Here is an 18,261-nt window from a genome sequence, read left to right as displayed (position 1 = left end):
ATGACTATGCTGGGAAAACTAACATTGGCGATCGCAATTACATATCTGCTCAATCTGCAAGTAGGAGCTAATCCTCAGTTTGCACCGCTACAATTGTGGACGGATGTCCAACCACCCGCGACCCAAGTTCGCGACCTTAACAAAATTTACAACCTCAACCTGCAATAGTTCACTATGTCTAGAGTTTTCCCCGGCAGATTTACTGCCCAAATGGATGAGTCTTTTGTCGTATTTCTAATTGGGATGCGCGTGAATAAATTCTGGTCGTTCTCGAAATGGCTGCCAGTTGCTAGCGCCATGTCACCCATGCTCGCCACACTGTACGAACACCCAGAAAAGGGATTTTTAGGTGGAGAGAACTTCTTTCGCTTCGCACCTGTGACGACGCTTCTACTGTCCTACTGGCGATCGTTTGAAGATTTAGAGAGATTTGCCAGGAGTCCATCCGAACCTCACTTAGCCGCATGGCAAAAATTCAACCGCGCCGTTGGCAGTGACGGTAGCGTTGGGATTTGGCATGAAACCTACTTAATTCAACCTGGACAATACGAAGCAATCTATGGCAATATGCCTGCCTTTGGTCTCGCGGCAGCAACTAACCACGTCCCCGCCACAGGCAAGCGCGAAACTGCCCGCTGCCGCCTCGGTGGCGAGAACGAGCCTGCCGTGCCTTCCCCATAACCACAAACAGCGATCGTCCGAAGGTTAATATACAAGATATGCTTGTATGTCAGCTTCTAACCTGAGTTGTTAATGCCCCATCAGTTACCCAACCAATCGCCCAGCAACACGCCCGATGAAGGATCGCGGCAAATACTAGAAACCAGTCTAGATGCACAATTTCTGCATAGCGATCGCCACAATCTTTCTACACTGCGCCAACTTGGTTATGCGTTTGTAGACCTGATCGTGGATGGCGTGCTGGACAAGCAGGAGCAATCTTTTGTCAAGGATGCATCGCCTTTAGATTTGGGGATTGGGGAGCAAGGGACGCACTGGCAGGATTTATTGCTGGAGGTGCGATCGCAAATTTTGCCAAGGGCGCTCAATCTGCACAATCCAGGCTACATGGGACATATGGATAGCGTTCCACTGGCGATCTCGATCTGGGCGGATGCATTGATAGCAGCGCTGAATAATAACATGCTCAGCGAGGAGCTTTCACCTGTCTTCACGCATCTCGAAGCGCAGTTGGTGCGGTGGTTTGGGCGTTTATTTGGGTTTGACGATGACTGCTTTGGCACGCTTACCGCAGGCGGTAGTCTGGCTAATATTACAGCTTTATTATTGGCACGCAACCATTACCAGCCCAGAACTATATTTCAAGGTGCAAACTATCGCGATCGCGGCAATCGCCCTCTAGTAGCCCTCATTTCTGATGCCGCGCATACCTCCTTTGATAAAGCCATGAATGTAGTGGGCTTGGGGCGCGATTATCTAATTAAAGTGCCAACCAATTATCGAGGTGAAATGGATGTCACGGCACTGGAAAATTCTATCCAATCCGCGATCGCCACGGGACAAATTCCCTTCTTTATCGGCGCGATCGCTGGGACGACAATTACGGGTGCGGTGGACGATCTTCCAGCAGTGGCGGCGATTGCGCGTAAATATAACTGCTGGTTTCATATCGATGCCGCCTATGGCGGCGCGGCGATCTTCTCGCCCCATTGGCGGCATTTGCTGCGGGGCAGCAATTTAGCAGACTCCATCACCTTTAACCCCCAGAAGTGGATGTGGGTGTCGCGTACCTGTGCCATGTTATTGGTGAAACAGAAGCAACACCTGAGCGATGGCTTTGATGCCCATCTGCCATATATGGCAGATAACTCGTTGAATTTTGGCAACCTCACCCTCCAGGGTACGCGGCGCACCGATAGTTTAAAGCTATGGCTGGCATTGCGATCGCTCGGCACGTCGGGATTTGCCCAATTAATCGATCGCTCCATGCAGCAGACTTCTGACTTTTGTGCGTGGGTACAACAATCGGAGCAAGTGGAATTAGTCTGCGACCCCACCCTTAATATCGTCTGTCTCCGCTCGATCGATCCTCAAGTAGATAGCGCTACACTGCGCCAGCAATGGATTGACTCCGGCAAAATCTGGTTGTCTTTACCAATATGGCGGGGCGATCGCATCTTGAAAGCTGTAATCCTCCACCCCTACGCCACGTGGTAAGGCGGGCTGCAAATTCGTTATTTTACGCAATGTGCGACTAACGTACTCCCTCATCCCCCAACCCCTTCTCCTGCCTTGGGAGAAGGAGAGCCAGAATCGGTCAAAGTCCCTCTCCTGCTCTGGGACAGGGATTTAGGGGGAGGGCAATGGGAAAAGTTGCACATCGCGTATATACTATGAGATAAATCGATCGTTCCTGAATTAACCTCACCTGGGTGACCTGGCATTGCTACAGCAAAAATTACAGTCATTCCTTAAATCCAAGAAAATACCGCTACGCTCGGTCTTGGTAGTGCCATTTGTATTGCAGATTGTGGGCGTAGTAGGGCTAACCGGCTGGTTGGCATGGCGCAATAGTCAACAGGCGATCGAGGACTTAGGGAGCCAACTGCGCGACCAGGTAAGCAAGCAAGTACAAATGTACCTCAGCCATTATCTGGAAAGACCTGACTCGATCAATCACTTTAACGAACAGGCAGTGAGACTCGGGCAGATTAAGTTAGACAATAGTGCTGAGGTAGAGAGATATCTCTGGAATCAAATTCAGTTATTTCACTCCGTATCGTTTATCCAGTTTGGTACAGAAACAGGCGAATTTATTGGGGTCGAACGTTTGGAGTCTAACCAACTTAATATTGCCATTTCAGGTAAAGCAACTGGAGGTGTTTTTTCCGTTTATGCTACGGACGGCAATGGCAACAGGAATCAACTTGTGAGGTCAATCCCTAATTACGATCCTCGCAAACGCCCTTGGTATATTGCACCGATAAGAGAGGGTAAATCGGCATGGAGTCCAATTTACGTTGGTTATGGCACCCAGAAACTAACGATCGCCAAAGGATTATCGCTCTATTCTGGGTCGGGGCAATTCCTAGGTGTAACAGCCGTAGATCTATCGCTAGCACAAATCGATGAATTCCTCCAGGAGCTAAAAATCGGCAGGACGGGGAGAGTATTTTTATTGGAACGTTCTGGAGATTTGATTGCTGACTCCACACCTGAAAAGCCCTATGCCATCCACAATGGGAGAGTGCAGCGCATTGCTGCTAAAAACAGTGCCAATTATCTTCTCAAAGCTGCATTCACCGATTTGAGTCAGAAGGTGGGAGATCTCAATAGCCTCAAAGTTGCACGGGGTGATGATGTGTGGGTAAATGGCGATCGCATTCTCTGGCAAGCGATCCCTTTCCAAGATGGCACGGGAATTGATTGGTTGATTCTAATCGCCGTCCCTGCTTCAGACTTTACCCAGGAAATCGATAATAATAATCGCAACACCTTAATGCTCTGCCTCCTCTCACTGGGTATTACAATCGTACTCGGGAATTTCACCGCTCGCAAAATTGCCAAGCCATTATTACATTTGTGCGATGCCAGCAGAGCGATCGCAGAAGGCAAACTCAACCAGGATGTGGGAGAAAGTAAAATCGAGGAAATACACGTATTATCCCAGTCTTTTAATCAGATGTCCGATCGGTTGCAAAAAGCCGATCGCCTCAAGACAGATTTTCTTTCTAATATCTCTCACGAGTTAAGAACTCCGCTGGTTTCTATTTTGGGATTTACCAAGGTAATTGACAAAAAATTTGATGATGTGATAGAGCCGCTCCGCGAAGTAGAAGATAAAAAGGTGCAGAAGTGTATCAAACAAATTAAAGAAAATCTCGGTATCGTACGCTCTGAAAGCCAGCGACTCACTGATATCATTACTAATGTCCTGGATATTACCAATTTGGAAGCTGGCAAGGTAGCATGGAACATGCAGTCACTCAACCTGGGCGAACTACTAACAGAAATCGCGGCACAGTACCAACCCCAGTTTCAGAATAAGGAGTTATCCCTGGATGTTAAGATTCCTCCCTACCTGCCCAAAGTAACAGGCGATCGCGATCGCATATTGCAAGTGATGTCTAACCTCTTATCAAATGCACTCAAGTTCACGCAAACTGGTGGCGTAATTTGCCGACTGCACCAGGACGGCGATCTCGTGGTTTTCAGCGTTAAAGATACTGGCATTGGTATTAGTAAAGAAGACAGCAGCAATGTATTTGAGAAGTTCAAGCAGGTTGGCGATGTTCTCACTGGGAAACCTCAAGGTACTGGCTTGGGCTTGCCAATATGCAAAGCGATCGTTACGCATCATGGGGGCAGGATTTGGTTTGAGAGCACCCCTGGGCAAGGTAGTACTTTTGTATTTACTCTGCCAATCTAAAAACCGCTATAGGATTTGCTAGGATCTTATAGCGATTTTCAATGGCGTTACGACGAGGTTAAGAGTAGAGGTCCTGTATCATGACGCAAACTATACCGAGAGTTGTTAAACATCTGACGATGGAGGAGTATATTGCCTATGACGATGGTACTGATACCCGCTATGAACTGGTGGATGGGGAATTAGTAGAAATGCCCGTAGAGAGTCAAATCAACGCCAGCATCGCGAAATATTTATTATTTGAGTTTGCGAAGCATCTACCGATCGCCTTAATTGCCTGGAATACTGAAATCGAGGTATCCGGACGACGCGCTAAATGTCGCTTACCGGACTTAATTATACATTCTGAAGAATCGCAAGCTGCCCTGGTGGGGGCAAAACGTTCAACCCTGCTGCGGGATATGCCACCACCCCAATTGGTCGTTGAAGTCGTATCACCGGGGGCAGACAATCGAGACCGAGACTATCGCTACAAGCGCACGGAATATGCAGCCCGAGGTATTGCTGAATATTGGATTATTGACCCAGAAATGCAACAGATTACCCTTTGCCTGTGGGTAAATGGGCAGTACGAAGATACGGTTTACACAGGTGATACAGCCATTTCATCAAAGGTGTTACCAAGTTTTAACCTTACTGTCACCCAGATATTGGCATTCGGTCAGAATTAAGACACAACTTTCAGTTGGAGCCAATTAGAAATTCCCCGTCACCGTACTTGTTGCTCGTATAACACGCGAGCATAGAAGATCGCTGCTTCGCGATCGCGGACGATCCCTTCTACCTGCGCCAGTCTAATTGCAGTTAGCAACTCGCCGATGGCAGGACTGGCTGGTATTTTTAGGGCAGTTATCAGGTCGTCACCACCGATCAGTACGGCAGGATGGGCGATCGCATCATTGGGATCGAGCCAGCGTTCCAGCCAGGGTTGTACGGCAGTCAACAATGCACCGCTTGCTAGCGCTAGGGCAGCGAGGGCGGGGAAAAATTCCAAGGTTTTATCAAACAGTTGATACTGCTCCTTGGCAGAGATAGATGCGGAACTAAGTGAGAGAAATTGTAAGAATTGGGGGAGATAGCGCAATAGGCCAACTATCCAGCGCTGTTCGATGCGACTAAGACCCAGAGGTTCTAAAGTGGTAGCGAAATGTGCCAGAGCAGCAAGTTTAGCAACTACGCGCACGGAGCGATCGCTACTCAATTCCGTTGCAAAGAAATCTGCCAGTTGGGGATATGGCTCGATTAGCGAGGCGATCGCTGTTTCTATTTGGCTTAATCTAGCGAGATTCAGTTTTTCGGCAGGCAGCCAATCGACCAGGATGCGATCGCGAACGGCAAGCTCGAACCATTTTGCCCCATTGGCGATCGCCAGGAGATAGCACAACTCCGTCCGCACCCGCTCTGCTGCCACCCGCGATAATCCTGTTGCTGCATGTTTTAATGCTGCTTGGGTTTGCGGCTCGATTGTAAAATCTAGCTGTGCGGCCTGACGGTAGGCGCGTAAGACTCGTAGCGGGTCGTCTAGCAGGTTTTCTGGTGCCACCATGCGTACGAGTTTGGCTTGCAGATCGGTATAACCGTCAAACGGATCGATGAGGAGATCGGGGGGAATTGATGCAGTTTTACTAATTTTGCGGAGGGATAAATCCTGGCAGTTAACCGCGATCGCGTTCATGCAGAAATCGCGCCGACCGAGATCTTCCTCTAGCGTGCTACCCACCTGCTGGGCAAAGTCTACAGTGGCATCGGCAAATACGACCCTGGCAATTTGCCGTTCCTTATCCAGCAACACAAATCCTGCTCGGTGCGATCGCGCCAACGATGATGCTGTTTCGACCGCTCCGCTCGGCATCACCAGATCTAAGTCCAGATGCCTGGTATTGCGATCTAATAGGCGATCGCGCACCCAACCCCCTACTAAATAAGCAGGTTGCGGTAAACTACTCAGGTCAAAAGGTAACTTTTCTAGCACGGGTTAAGGTAACTTGTTATCAGTATTTTGATATTTCCAGTATGGACTTAAAAGCAATTATTCGCGATATTCCTGACTTTCCCAAACCAGGCATTATGTTCCGCGACATTACACCCGTGCTCGCACATCCCCAGGGCTTGCAGGCTATTACTAAAGGTTTTGCCGAGGCGTTTGCCGATCGCTCCATTGATTACGTCATTGGCATAGAATCACGCGGGTTTATTATCGGCGCTCCTGTGGCACAAAAGTTTGGCTGTGGTTTCATCCCCGTGCGCAAACCCGGTAAGTTACCCGCCGCCGTACATCAGGTCGAATATGCCCTGGAATACGGTACAGATTGCCTGGAGATCCATCAAGACGCGATCGCGCCCGGTGGCAAAGTCTTGATTATTGACGATGTGATTGCCACAGGCGGCACGGCGGCGGCTACGGGCAAACTCGTGGAGCTAGCGGGTGGCAGTTTAGCCGGATACGGATTCATGGTGGAGCTATTGGCACTGGAAGGGCGGCGATCGCTCCCCGACGTACCCATCGTCTCACTGGTTAGTTATTAGTCCGCAGAAACTTTGCCTATATTTGACGGCGATCGGGGTAATTATGCCAAATCTTTCCGTATAACTACCCTGATAAGGGATACAGCGGTTTTCACTCTAAAGCAGACGAAGCAAGTTACTACTATTGTGCAAGATTAATGGTGTTAGCATCTCGTATCAGCTATTGTCCTTAGTTTTATAGAAATACGCGATGGCATTCAGAAATTTTCCGTATATTTCCTTAAAATAGGGTGATTAGACCGAAAATTCCGCAATATATACTTATTTAGGGTATTTATACAGAAATTTTCCGTGTAATATACAATTAGGTGGTTTTTGGCTTCCCTACTGGCAGACTGTAGCTGCTTGATTGGGTAGTGGGTAAGATGATTTTGGCAATCAGGATTGAGTATCACATAGGTATGGAGAATAGTGAGCTACAGAAAAGGTACTTTGCTTCTCTTAGAGAGAAATATAGAGTAGGTCAGTATAAAGGTGCTGCGTCTAATAGTTACTTGTATCTAATACTGAGAAAAGCTGAACTGGGCATTGAGATCGCAAGCTCAGAGTTTAAATGGTTAGCAGAGAATCGCCTTTTCAGAACTATTGAAATTATTTCCTTACAGCAATACCAGGCGGAGGATTTTAACAGGCTAGAAGTTGAATTTTTGAACTTACGACCTAAGTACAAAGTTCCAGAAGAGTTAGAGTTTCCGATTACCAGCCAAGTTTATTCAATACTTTGGAAAGTAGAGGCTGGAAATTTTCCTACAGACTCAGAACTTGAGTTACTAAATAGTTACAATCTTACAGAGACATCTAGCTTGATTCGAGATATCCTGAATTTTGCAAAATTAAAAATTAGCTATAAAGCAACTAGACATCTAAACCACTTCCTTGAACAGCCTCTCTACTCAATTCTGAAAAAACTTGATGCGAGAGAGCCATTATCTGACTTCGAGGCTGATTGGCTCTTGGAGCATAATTTTGAGGAAACACTACAAATTTATTGGCAGCAGGAGGATGAGAGGAAGGCTATAGTTGAGTTCTCAGACTTGAAAGCAAAATATCGCATTGATTCTTTTTCGGACGCATCTATTTCTAGCCCGCTCTATACCATTTTAAAGAAACTAAAAGAAAAACAAGACCTTGAAAGTAGTGAATGCGAGTGGCTTAAGCAGCAGAAGCTAACTCAGGTAATTGAGATTGATCGGAAGCGTAAGGATGTAAAGTTATTCAAAGAACTCAAAGCAAAATATCAAGCGACTCGATATAAAACTTCTGAACCTTCCAGTAGATTGTTTGTGATTCTTAAGAACATAGAATCTGAAATAACTGAGGATGATATTCAGTGGTTGATCGATGAAGATCTGCTTGAAACAGCAGAGATTGCTAAAGCAATCCACTTTAAGGCTCTGCAAACAAAATATCAGATCGTGGGACAATTAGCATTCGATCCATTTTATGAGATTATGCTCAAGCTTGAGCGAGGCAAACGGCTCAATCCCAAACAAGTAATTCAACTTATTGAAGAAGGTCGTCTTTCTCGACATGGAAAAATAGTGACTGCCTATTACAGATTGGAAGCAATATTTTATGAAAAAGAATATCAACGAACTGGTAACAGGTGGAATTTACCTAGTGCAAGTAGTAATTGGCGTAAGGCGGATGAACCCCAAAATGCACTAAAAGTGACGGAGAATGTGAACTGGACTAAAGTTCAAGAATCCGATCTGAAAGCTGCTTTGTTGGTTACAAGAGGCGGAGCGTTTCGAGATCTTGATCGGCTAGATGAAGCACAAAACTGTGCAACCCAGGCTATGAAATGCCAGTCTGAGAGTCATCAGCCGTATACTCTAATGGGCGCGATTTGTTATGACCGAGGCAAATATCCAGATGGTGATCGGTGGTTTAAGATGGCGGTCGAACGTGGAGCCACTTCTAATGATATTGATGATGAAATTAAAAGAATTGTCAGAATGACAAAAGACAAGGACAAACGTAGAGAAGTTGCACAGTATCTTCTCAAAAAAGATCTGGTTCTTTATGATTGGGCAAGTTCATATCTTAAGTAGGAGAAAATATGGAAACATTACTTGCAGAAATTGTGCGAAAGTTGTTCCAGTAGGATGCGTTGGCGACAGCATCACGCATCACCCTATGTCATTTGTAGAGCGCGATCGCCCAAGTTAAAATAAAAGGGTACAGTCGCAACGAGGTCAAGCTGACGGCAGAATGTTGCTCGATCGACAACAATCTATGTTGGGTATCTTTGCATAGGAATGGTAAACAGCGAAGCAATCCCTTAACCTGCCGTCGCAGAAACCATTATGTTGACTTAGCATCTCTGCGATCGGCTCATTACCGACATCAGAGGTTGATGAAGCATTGAAGTACGCTCTGGGCTTGTAGCGATCGTAGGTTGAGAAAGTTAATTACAGCAAAAAATATGCGCTCAAATGTTGACTCCCAAAAGATAGAACAACTGATGCAAGTTCTGGGTAGAGAAGCTCAAGGGTCAGGCTGTATTTACTTTACTGGTGGTGCCAGTGCCCTTCTGATTGGATGGCGAAGTTCTACGGTTGATGTCGATATTCGTCTAGATCCCGAACCCCCAGGTATTTTTCAGGCAATTGCCAAACTCAAGCAAGAGTTGAATATCAATATCGAATTGGCATCTCCACAGGATTTTTTACCTCCTCTGCCAGGCTGGCGTAGTAGGAGCGTATTCATTGGCAAAAAAGGACAAATCTCATTTTATCACTATGACTTTACAGCCCAAGCTCTCGCTAAACTCTCCAGGGGATTCGATCGTGACATTAAAGATGTTGAAGCCATGTACGAACAGAAATTATTTTCCTTGAGAAAGCTACAGGATGGCTTTGAGGCCATTGCCCCTGAATTAATCAGATTTCCCGCCCTTAACCCTGATGTGCTTAGAAGCAGAGTTGAGAACTTCATAGAACGTTTTGAAGGTAACCGAAAGGAGGGTTAGTTATGAGTTTAAATGAGTTGCCAGGAGCAGAGTTAATTTTACCTGGGCTAGAGGATCTCTACAATGGTGAAACGAGTACAGTTGAAGCATTATTAGTTGCGATCGCGGCAACGCGACTAACCGAAGCAGGCTTAGATGTTCCCAAGGATCGTCTAACCCTAGAGCCAGAGTTGACCCTGTATGCCCTTCTTCAAAATGAACGGGACGATGCTTATCTTTACTATAATGCTTTGCTGAATCGCCTCAACAGCTTTTGCAATGCACTTGAACTCAGCTATGAATATAAGCCCCGTCCAATCGCTGACTGATTCGCAGGTGGAGCAACTTCACGAACTTTACCAACATGAGTGGTGGTCGTGTGGCAGGAATTTAGCCGACGTTCGGAAAATGTTGAGCAATTCGGACTTCATATTTGGCATCTGTGAAGAACGCGATCGGCAACTTGTTGCTTTTGCGCGGGTACTGAGCGATCGCGTATACCGGGCATTAATTTTCGATGTCATTGTGGCCGAAGATTATCGAGGCAAAGGTTTGGGTCTATTATTGATCGAGCAAATTGTATCGCACCCCGAACTATCGCAGGTTGAGTGCATTCAGCTCTTTTGTTTGCCGGAAATGTTGCCTTTCTATCAAAAGATGGGTTTTGACCTGGCCGAACAAATTCTATTGGTACGCCAGCGATCGATTAGCCTATTTAATGCCTGAATGTCACTGGAATAAGGACTTTTAATCGTCAAAAGCCCTCATATATCGTAGAGCGGGTATTGCGCAAGGTCCGATCCTGAATCCGCGTTAATTACTCCTATAGCTATAGCCAATAGGCTTAGGACAGGGTGCAGGGGTTCCACCCCTGCGTGGGGGCGCAGCCCCCACACCCCCTTCTCGTTTTCATCTGAAAACCGCTATATCTTGAAAATTAAAAAGACCCGACACATACGCCGAGCCTTGACTTTTATCTCCCAGAGAGACAAAGTGAACACCTGAGTAAAGTATCGATCTCAACTGCGATCGCAAACATCATACGATCGGGTTAACCAATCGGGTGAGTTATTAAGGTACCTGCGTCAACTCAAAAATGGCATCAAAGCGAAATTCGTTTACTAAGGTTCTGAGCGTAAGTGCTAGGGGCTCGCGATCGCGCACCCCAGCCATCCGATCGATCAGCCCAACAATTGCATTGGGATCGGCTAAGATCGCAGCTTTATGCAAGTCGTGCACCCACTCGTAGGGCATGGAGCTAATTTCTGCTTGCAGCGCTTGGAGACTAAGTAACCTTCGATCGCGAGTTAATTCTGTTTCTGGTGGTGGGGAATCGAAAATATCAGTAGAGCGATCGTGTAAGTACGTGGGAATATGAAACTTGAAGGTAGTACCCTTGCCTAACTGGCTGGTAACGCTCATTTCTCCACCCATAATCCGCACAAAATTTCTGCTAATGGATAAGCCCAATCCCGTGCCCTCTTGCGATCGCCGCCCTGATTCTGTTTGCATAAACGGTTCAAATAGGGTGTCTATTTCTTCAGGGGCAATGCCATAGCCAGTATCTTCAACTTCAAACTGGAGGATGGGGGATGGGGGATGGGAGATGGGAGTTAGTGGTTGGGATAGGTCGATGCGGAGAGTGACGCTGCCAGTTTGAGTGAATTTGATGGCGTTACCCAGGAGATTGAGTAGAGTTTGTCTCAGCTTGATTTCATCAGTATAGATATATTTGGGGAGATTGGCATTGTATGCAAAAATGAGGCGAATGCCTTTAGTATTGGCTTTGAATCGCCACATTTCTTCCAATCCGTCCAGTAGGCGATATAGATTGAAATTACTAGGGTTAAAAGTTATTTGACCGGATTCGATCTTAGCCATTTCCAGTACGTCGTTGATCAAATCCAACAGATGTTCGCCACTGCGACTGATAATGCCGAGATGTTCGCGACTCTCTATTGGAAGCGATGGATCTTGGGCAACGACTTGGGCAAAGCCTAAAATTGCATTCAGGGGAGTGCGTAATTCGTGACTCATATTGGCAAGAAATTGACTCTTGGCTTCATTTGCAGCTTCTGCCTTTTCTTTTGCTTGTTGCAGTGCTATCTCCGCTGATATGCGATCGCTCATATCTGAGATCGCGCCAATGTAGTTAGTCAGCTTCCCAGTGGCATCTGTGACAGGCGAGATCGAAAGCTGATTCCAAAACATGCTGCCATCTTTACGGTAGTTGCGCAGAATAACTCTGCATTCTCCTCCCCGACTTAAAGCAGCTCTAATTTCAGCGATCGTCGGTTGGTTGGTGTCCGAACCTTGCAGAAATCGACAATTCCTCCCTATTACTTCAGTGGCTGAATAGCCCGTGATGCTTTCAAACCTGGGATTAACATACACGACGGGCATGTCAGGTTGACTGGCATCACTAATGACAATACCGTTACTACTGGCTGCCACCGCTCGTTCCAGTAAATGCAGGCGTGCCTGTGCTAGTTTACTCTCAGTTACGTCACGCACAATGCAAACTGCTTCATCAACTCCGCTTTTAACAATGCGAGTTTCATAGATATGCAATCCGTCAGGCTTTTGCAAGTCGTGTTCGTAGATTTGCATTTCATCCTTTTCAATTGCCAGGCGGATATAATATAACAGTCCTTTTTTAGCTCCTTCCAGAGCCTTTGTCTCTTGTAGTTTCGTCCCGATTAGTTTCTCGCGGGGAACCAGCAGCACGCCCTCTCGCGCCTGGATATCCAAATACGTTCCATCTATGCGGTGACGAAACATAATATCTGGCATAGCATTAACTAGAGCGCGATTTCTTTCCTCCAGACGCTGGCGCTCTATCAGTTCATTTTGTAGTTTAGCGTTACCTGCTTGCAATTGTCTTTGCAGTTTCAATATTTTGAGTTGATTCTGAATGCGTGCCAAAACCTCTCTAACTCGATACGGCTTAGTAATATAATCTACGCCACCTGCTTCAAACGCTCTCACGCTTTCTGCTTCGCGATCGGCATGACCGATAAAAATAATCGGAATATTACGGGTAGTCTCCTGAGACTTCAGCATTTGGCAAATTTCAAAACCATTAGCTCCAAATATATGGGTTTTGAGCAGGATCAGGTCGGGGGGATCGATCTCGATTTCTCTGAGTAACTGATTGCTAGTAATCGCCTTGCCTACTCGATATCCTTTGCTTGTAAGAACGCTCGCCAATAGCTTCAGACTATCCGTACCATCGTCAGCTATGAGAATATTGTCTCGATCGGGTTTGGCGGGATGCGCGGCCATAGGATGGATTTATGACGGTTTATGCAAACAAGGCTCTAATTATGAATATACGATATGCTAGAGAAACTGACCTACCCTCCATCGTGGATATTTATAATGCGGCAGTGCCTGGAAGACTTGCCACAGCAGATCTAGAACCTGTGTCGCCGCAAAGCCGTCTAGACTGGTTTCGCGCCCATAGCCCTGGCAAACATCCCATTTGGGTGGTAGACGATCGCGATCGTGTCTCCGGATGGCTGAGCTTACATGAATTTTACGGGCGACCTGCCTATTATAAAACCGCTGAAGTTAGCATCTATATCGATCCAGCTTATCAAAGGCAAGGCTTAGGTAAAGAATTGTTAAGATCGGCGATCGCCCAATGTCCGAGTCTGGAAATCCACACATTACTAGGATTTATCTTTGGACATAACCATGCCAGTTTAAAATTATTTACAAGTTGCGGTTTTCAGCATTGGGGATGTATGCCGCGCATTGCCGAGTTAGATGGAATTGAACGCGATCTAATCGTAATGGGACTACGGCTTACAGATTGACAAGGCTGACCGCTAAGGGAGTTGCAGGTTGATAGGATACCAATTGTAAGGGCGAACGGCCGTTCGCCCTTACAGAGACGCATTCCCGATCGTGGTAGGTTATTTAATTGCGGATCGCTGACCGCTGAAAGCTATATTATTACGCAGAAGACCGATCGTGAAAAAGGACTGGATCGCATGCAAAAGAGAACTCTTGGTACTTCAGATATCCAAATTACCCCTATTGTGATGGGGACTTGGCAAGCGGGCAAACGCATGTGGGTGGGGATTGAAGATGCCGATTCGATCGCCGCAATTCGCGCTGCCTACGAAGCTGGCATTACCACTATAGATACAGCCGAGGTCTATGGCGAAGGCCATTCAGAACGAATTGTCGCCGAAGCCTTAGCAGATGTGCGCGACTCAGTTGTCTATGCCACCAAAGTATTTGCCAATCACCTCAAATACGATTTAGTCATTGAAGCTTGCGATCGCTCCTTGCAAAATCTCAAGACCGACTACATCGATCTCTATCAAATCCACTGGCCGTCTGGTTCGTGGAAGAGTGAAGTAGTACCGATTGCTGAAACTATGAGTGCCATGAATAAGCTCAAACAGGATGGTAAGATTCGGGCAATCGGCGTGTCGAATTTCTCGCGATCGCAATTGGAAGAAGCTGCCCAATACGGACGCATCGATAGCATTCAACCCCCCTATTCTCTATTCTGGCGGCAAGCAGAGCAGGAAATCGTGCCGTATTGCGTTGCCAACCATATTTCGATTCTGGCGTACTCGTCGCTGGCACAAGGTTTGCTGACAGGAAAATTTGGGCGGGGGCATCAGTTTGCCAAAGGCGATCATCGGGTTGACAACAAGCTCTTTCAGGCTGAAAACTACGAACGCGCTCAAACAGCTTTAGAGCGGCTGCGCCCGATCGCCGATCGCCATCACACAACCCTGGGTAACCTGGCATTAGCGTGGTTAATCGCACAACCTCAGCCACAGCCAATAACTAATGCAATTGCAGGAGCGCGCCATGCCGAGCAATCGCGCCAAAATGCCCAAGCTACAGAAGTGCAATTATCAGCCGCAGATCTACAGGAGATCGATGCGATTGGTAAAACTGTCACCGATTACCTCGACAATAATCCCATGTTGTGGAACTTCTAGGTAGCGATCGCCTGTAAGCTGAGAAATAGTTAGGGTGAGCTTTGCCCACCCTAACTATGTGGTTGCCGTGTAATTTTTTGCGAGGAGTTATGGTGTGAACGGTAGTTTACCAACATTAGTTATAGTCATTCCTGTATTTAACGATTGGGAATCATTATGCAAACTATTACCTTCACTGGATTGGGTTCTAGCAGCAACTGGGCTAAATGTAGAAGTATTAGTAGTAGATGATGCTTCTAATTTATCCCTGTCGAGCGAACTATTGCCAAGGCAATTTAACTCCATTACAAAAATTGACATTTTAGAATTAAGAAGAAATTTAGGTCATCAAAGGGCGATCGCGATCGCCCTGGCATACATTGAAGCAAATCGACAATGCGAGGCTGTATTGGTAATGGATAGCGATGGCGAAGATAAACCGGAAGATGCCCTCAAATTAATCGAGACGTACCGTCAGGAAGGGAGAGAGAAGGTAATTTTTGCCAGACGGGTGAAGCGATCGGAAGGAATTGCATTCAGATGTCTGTATCGCTTGTATAAAAATTTTTATCAATTACTGACGGGACAGGAAATTCGTATAGGCAACTTTAGCATTATTCCCTATCCAATTCTCGGTAGATTAGTCGCAGTTGCCGAGATTTGGAATCACTATGCGGCTGGCTTGCAAAGGGCAAAAGTTCCCTATGGTGAAATTCCCACCAATCGCGGTTCGAGATTGGCGGGTAAATCGCAAATGCGCCTGGTTAACCTGGTAGCGCACGGGCTTAGTTCTATTTCTGTCTATGCGGATGTAGTGGGTACGAGGTTACTCATTCTCACGAGTATCGTTTTAGTTGTGGTGGCGATCGCCATGATAATTTTGATTGCCATGAGGCTGTTAACCATTGGCGTGCCAGCAACACCGGGCTGGGTTGCCTATATTATCGGATTACTGTTTACTGCCTTGACCCAGGCAATTATGTTCTCAATTTTCTTTATTTTTATCGTTCTCAGTGGTAGAAATAATGCTAGTTTCCTGCCCTGCCGAGACTATCACTATTTTATTTGGAAAGTGCGATCGATTTTACCGCAGTCCAGTAATTGACAAAGCTAATCCCAGATGAAACGCAAATTTACCAATATATTCTCCCGGTATCCCACTTACTTTATTGTGGGTTGCTGCGTTACTTTAGTCACAATTATCCTTCGCGATATCATTGGTCGCTTTTTCAAAGAATCAGTATGGGAGTTTGTGCTATCAATTATTATTGTCTATCTGATTGGGATTCCTTTAAGCTATGTTTGCCAAAGTCGCTTTACATTTACAAATCACCAGAAGCAGTCGCGCTCTTTCAAATATAAATTTACTTCCTATACAATTGTGTATCTAGTTGGTATGGGGTCTGCAATTTTATTGTCCCTCCTATTTGATAGACTCCTGTTTCCCCTACCTATATTGCCGAGAGTTCGACAGACGATCGCATTTATCATCGCATCGCTAATCACCTCAGTGGTGACATACACAGTCAGCAAAATGCATATTTTTAAGTAGGGGCAGGTTTAGCTAAAAGATGTTGATTTACACCAATAACACAGTACAAAACCTGCCCCTACAGGCTGTCCATCCATGAGAGATTTACAGGAGGAATTATTTCCTAATGATTTGGTTGATCGGCGGAACTAGCGAAAGTAAGCAACTGGCGATCGCCCTTCAGGAGCGAGGCATTCCTTTTGTCGTTACTGTTGTCACAGATACGGCACGGGGAATGTACTCGCCAAATGCATGCGTGCGAGTAGGTAAACTAGATAGCTCCACTATGACCGAATTTATCCAAACCAATCACATTACCGCCATCCTCGACGCTTCGCATCCATTTGCAATTGAGATTTCGCACGGAGCGATCGCTCAAGCGCAAACCCATCAAATACCATACCTGCGATTTGAGCGGGAAGATGTACTCTTAGAATCCAATAACTTAAGAATTGCGAACAGCATCGAGGATGCCATCCAACCAGAAATTTTAGATGGACAAAATGTATTTCTCGCTGTGGGATATCAGAGCTTGCATCTATTTCGCAATTGGCACGATCGCTGTCGTCTCTATGCCCGAGTTTTACCCGCGATCGCATCGCTGCAAGCAGCATTGGATGCTGACTTTAGATCGGAGCAGATTGTTGCTATCCGCCCCCCCATCTCAGTCGCGCTTGAGAGAGCGTTATGGCAGCAGTGGCAAATTACCACAGTAATTACAAAGGCATCGGGAAAATCAGGAGGGGAGGATCTAAAGATAGCGATCGCCGCAGAGTTGGGCATACAACTAATTGCGATCGCCAGACCGCAGCTCGATTATCCCAGGCAAACCAACAGCATCAGAGAATGCGTATTATTTTGCGCAGAGAATATAGCGTTTTTCAATGTTTGAGGTGAATCCAATTGTTCCAGTTTTAAGTTGACTGCAAAACCCTGCCACAGTGATTTTATTTACTAGAAATCTCCAGAACCAGTATCATGAAGTTTTGAAACTGCGCAAATTCATAAGATTTATATGACTTATTACATTTCGCCGCGCTTTTTAGACAAGTTGGCGATTCATATTACGAAAAACTTCATGCAGTTGCCTGATGTCAAAGTACCGCTCATCCTGGGCATTCACGGTCGCAAGGGGGAAGGTAAATCGTTTCAGTGCGAGTTGGTATTCGATCGCATGGGGATCGAACCCGTATACATGTCCGGTGGAGAACTGGAAAGCCCCGACGCTGGCGATCCGGCGCGCTTGATTCGAGTGCGTTACCGAGAAGCTGCGGAGTTAATTCGCGTCCGTGGCAAAATGTGTATTCTGCTGATCGAAGATCTCGATGCGGGTGCGGGTCGGGTCGATGCCAGTACGCAGTACACGGTGAATACGCAGTTGGTGAATGCCACGCTGATGAATATTGCAGATAATCCCACCAACGTACAGTTGCCCGGTAGCTACGATATGACTCCTATTCATCGCGTACCCATTATCGTGACTGGGAATGACTTCTCGACTTTGTACGCACCGCTCGTGCGCGATGGCCGCATGGAGAAGTTTTACTGGGAGCCAGATCGCAACGATCGCATTGGCATCGTCAGCGGCATCTTTGCCGCCGATGGTTTATCGAGTTGGGAAATAGAACAACTGGTGGATATGTTTAGCGATCGCTCTATCGATTTCTTTAGCGCCCTGCGATCGCGCCTTTACGACGAGCAGGTACGCCAATTTATCGATCGAGTGGGATTAGATCGCCTATCCATGCGCTTGCTGAATAGTAAAGAACCACCGCCAGAATTTCGCCGACCTAACTTCGATCTGCAAACGCTCAAGCATTTCGGTCAACTAATGCTAGAAGAAGCGCAAAGATTGCAGAAAATGCGCTTGGTGGATGAATATATGCTCAATAAAGGACATGTAAGCGACGGT

Annotated in this window: 17 protein-coding genes and 1 pseudogene; 16 read left to right on the top strand and 2 right to left on the bottom strand. The window is 46.4% G+C overall.

Translation table 11 applies throughout. The annotated features are described in order from the left end of the window. The first annotated feature begins 6 nt into the window (after positions 1–6). The 5 genes from PSE6802_RS33085 (at position 7) to PSE6802_RS0103230 (ending at position 5,061) form a co-directional block, all read left to right on the top strand. Positions 7–168, top strand: coding sequence for a hypothetical protein (locus tag PSE6802_RS33085; RefSeq protein ID WP_019498632.1), 162 nt, complete (start codon positions 7–9; stop codon positions 166–168). A 6-nt stretch (positions 169–174) separates the two neighbouring features. Further along, on the top strand, positions 175–681 hold the full coding sequence (locus PSE6802_RS0103245) for a DUF4188 domain-containing protein (protein WP_019498631.1): 507 nt from the start codon (positions 175–177) through the stop codon (positions 679–681). A gap of 72 nt (positions 682–753) precedes the next feature. Then, positions 754–2,178, top strand: a complete 1,425-nt coding sequence (locus PSE6802_RS0103240; RefSeq protein ID WP_019498630.1) for a pyridoxal phosphate-dependent decarboxylase family protein — start codon at positions 754–756, stop codon at positions 2,176–2,178. Positions 2,179–2,470: 292 nt separating this feature from the next. Continuing rightward, positions 2,471–4,390: a HAMP domain-containing histidine kinase gene (locus PSE6802_RS0103235; RefSeq protein WP_019498629.1), complete on the top strand. Its 1,920-nt coding sequence runs from the start codon at positions 2,471–2,473 to the stop codon at positions 4,388–4,390. Between the two features lie 80 nt (positions 4,391–4,470). Further along, positions 4,471–5,061: a Uma2 family endonuclease gene (locus tag PSE6802_RS0103230; RefSeq protein WP_026103022.1), complete on the top strand. Its 591-nt coding sequence runs from the start codon at positions 4,471–4,473 to the stop codon at positions 5,059–5,061. A 38-nt stretch (positions 5,062–5,099) separates the two neighbouring features. On the opposite strand, the gene PSE6802_RS0103225 is transcribed toward PSE6802_RS0103230, so the two are convergent. Continuing rightward, positions 5,100–6,362: a tRNA nucleotidyltransferase/poly(A) polymerase family protein gene (locus tag PSE6802_RS0103225; RefSeq protein ID WP_019498627.1), complete on the bottom strand. Its 1,263-nt coding sequence runs from the start codon at positions 6,360–6,362 to the stop codon at positions 5,100–5,102. 41 nt (positions 6,363–6,403) lie between these two features. Between PSE6802_RS0103225 and PSE6802_RS0103220 the strand changes: the two genes are divergently transcribed. The 5 genes from PSE6802_RS0103220 (at position 6,404) to PSE6802_RS27540 (ending at position 10,595) form a co-directional block, all read left to right on the top strand. Continuing rightward, entirely contained in the window at positions 6,404–6,916 is a 513-nt protein-coding gene (locus PSE6802_RS0103220) for an adenine phosphoribosyltransferase (protein ID WP_019498626.1), read from the top strand. Between the two features lie 401 nt (positions 6,917–7,317). Then, a complete protein-coding gene (locus PSE6802_RS0103215) occupies positions 7,318–8,970 on the top strand; it encodes a hypothetical protein (protein WP_026103021.1) in 1,653 nt (550 codons plus the stop codon). 374 nt (positions 8,971–9,344) lie between these two features. Beyond that, positions 9,345–9,890: a DUF6036 family nucleotidyltransferase gene (locus PSE6802_RS0103210; protein ID WP_019498624.1), complete on the top strand. Its 546-nt coding sequence runs from the start codon at positions 9,345–9,347 to the stop codon at positions 9,888–9,890. A gap of 2 nt (positions 9,891–9,892) precedes the next feature. Then, the gene (locus tag PSE6802_RS0103205) at positions 9,893–10,198 is read left to right on the top strand and encodes a hypothetical protein (RefSeq protein WP_019498623.1); all 306 of its coding nucleotides are present in this window, start codon (positions 9,893–9,895) and stop codon (positions 10,196–10,198) included. Continuing rightward, complete coding sequence (locus PSE6802_RS27540; RefSeq protein ID WP_036945131.1) at positions 10,167–10,595, top strand: GNAT family N-acetyltransferase; 429 nt, start codon at positions 10,167–10,169, stop codon at positions 10,593–10,595. The genes PSE6802_RS0103205 and PSE6802_RS27540 overlap by 32 nt, the downstream gene beginning before the upstream one ends. Before the next feature lie 345 nt (positions 10,596–10,940). Here the strand turns inward: PSE6802_RS27540 and PSE6802_RS30725 are convergent, their stop codons facing one another. Further along, entirely contained in the window at positions 10,941–13,154 is a 2,214-nt protein-coding gene (locus PSE6802_RS30725) for an ATP-binding protein (RefSeq protein WP_019498621.1), read from the bottom strand. A 41-nt stretch (positions 13,155–13,195) separates the two neighbouring features. Here PSE6802_RS30725 and PSE6802_RS0103190 point away from each other — a divergent pair, with 41 nt between their 5' ends. The 6 genes and pseudogenes from PSE6802_RS0103190 to PSE6802_RS0103165 all read left to right on the top strand — a co-directional run. Continuing rightward, a complete protein-coding gene (locus PSE6802_RS0103190) occupies positions 13,196–13,690 on the top strand; it encodes a GNAT family N-acetyltransferase (RefSeq protein WP_026103020.1) in 495 nt (164 codons plus the stop codon). A 177-nt stretch (positions 13,691–13,867) separates the two neighbouring features. After that, complete coding sequence (locus PSE6802_RS0103185) at positions 13,868–14,839, top strand: aldo/keto reductase (protein ID WP_026103019.1); 972 nt, start codon at positions 13,868–13,870, stop codon at positions 14,837–14,839. 94 nt (positions 14,840–14,933) lie between these two features. After that, positions 14,934–15,923 carry a glycosyltransferase gene (locus PSE6802_RS0103180; protein ID WP_019498618.1) on the top strand — a complete coding sequence of 330 codons (990 nt, stop codon included), beginning with the start codon at positions 14,934–14,936 and terminating at the stop codon, positions 15,921–15,923. Between the two features lie 15 nt (positions 15,924–15,938). After that, a complete protein-coding gene (locus PSE6802_RS35715; RefSeq protein WP_019498617.1) occupies positions 15,939–16,370 on the top strand; it encodes a GtrA family protein in 432 nt (143 codons plus the stop codon). Between the two features lie 106 nt (positions 16,371–16,476). Beyond that, positions 16,477–17,241, top strand: coding sequence for a cobalt-precorrin-6A reductase (locus PSE6802_RS0103170; RefSeq protein WP_019498616.1), 765 nt, complete (start codon positions 16,477–16,479; stop codon positions 17,239–17,241). A gap of 123 nt (positions 17,242–17,364) precedes the next feature. Next, a pseudogene (locus PSE6802_RS0103165) lies at positions 17,365–18,246 on the top strand (AAA family ATPase); the annotation flags it as partial. Positions 18,247–18,261 lie beyond the last annotated feature (15 nt).

Source organism: Pseudanabaena sp. PCC 6802 (assembly GCF_000332175.1).
Taxonomy (GTDB): Bacteria; Cyanobacteriota; Cyanobacteriia; order Pseudanabaenales; family Pseudanabaenaceae; genus PCC-6802.
This window is presented reverse-complemented; position numbering and strand designations above follow the sequence as displayed.

Bases quoted from the DNA above. Each gene is read 5' to 3' on its own strand.
- PSE6802_RS33085 (WP_019498632.1), top strand. From the start codon at position 7: ATGCTGGGAAAACTAACATTGGCGATCGCAATTACATATCTGCTCAAT.
- PSE6802_RS0103245 (WP_019498631.1), top strand. From the start codon at position 175: ATGTCTAGAGTTTTCCCCGGCAGATTTACTGCCCAAATGGATGAGTCT.
- PSE6802_RS0103240 (WP_019498630.1), top strand. From the start codon at position 754: ATGCCCCATCAGTTACCCAACCAATCGCCCAGCAACACGCCCGATGAA.
- PSE6802_RS0103230 (WP_026103022.1), top strand. From the start codon at position 4,471: ATGACGCAAACTATACCGAGAGTTGTTAAACATCTGACGATGGAGGAG.
- PSE6802_RS0103220 (WP_019498626.1), top strand. From the start codon at position 6,404: ATGGACTTAAAAGCAATTATTCGCGATATTCCTGACTTTCCCAAACCA.
- PSE6802_RS0103215 (WP_026103021.1), top strand. From the start codon at position 7,318: ATGGAGAATAGTGAGCTACAGAAAAGGTACTTTGCTTCTCTTAGAGAG.
- PSE6802_RS0103210 (WP_019498624.1), top strand. From the start codon at position 9,345: ATGCGCTCAAATGTTGACTCCCAAAAGATAGAACAACTGATGCAAGTT.
- PSE6802_RS0103205 (WP_019498623.1), top strand. From the start codon at position 9,893: ATGAGTTTAAATGAGTTGCCAGGAGCAGAGTTAATTTTACCTGGGCTA.
- PSE6802_RS27540 (WP_036945131.1), top strand. From the start codon at position 10,167: ATGAATATAAGCCCCGTCCAATCGCTGACTGATTCGCAGGTGGAGCAA.
- PSE6802_RS30725 (WP_019498621.1), bottom strand. From the start codon at position 13,154: ATGGCCGCGCATCCCGCCAAACCCGATCGAGACAATATTCTCATAGCT.
- PSE6802_RS0103190 (WP_026103020.1), top strand. From the start codon at position 13,196: ATGAATATACGATATGCTAGAGAAACTGACCTACCCTCCATCGTGGAT.
- PSE6802_RS0103185 (WP_026103019.1), top strand. From the start codon at position 13,868: ATGCAAAAGAGAACTCTTGGTACTTCAGATATCCAAATTACCCCTATT.
- PSE6802_RS35715 (WP_019498617.1), top strand. From the start codon at position 15,939: ATGAAACGCAAATTTACCAATATATTCTCCCGGTATCCCACTTACTTT.
- PSE6802_RS0103170 (WP_019498616.1), top strand. From the start codon at position 16,477: ATGATTTGGTTGATCGGCGGAACTAGCGAAAGTAAGCAACTGGCGATC.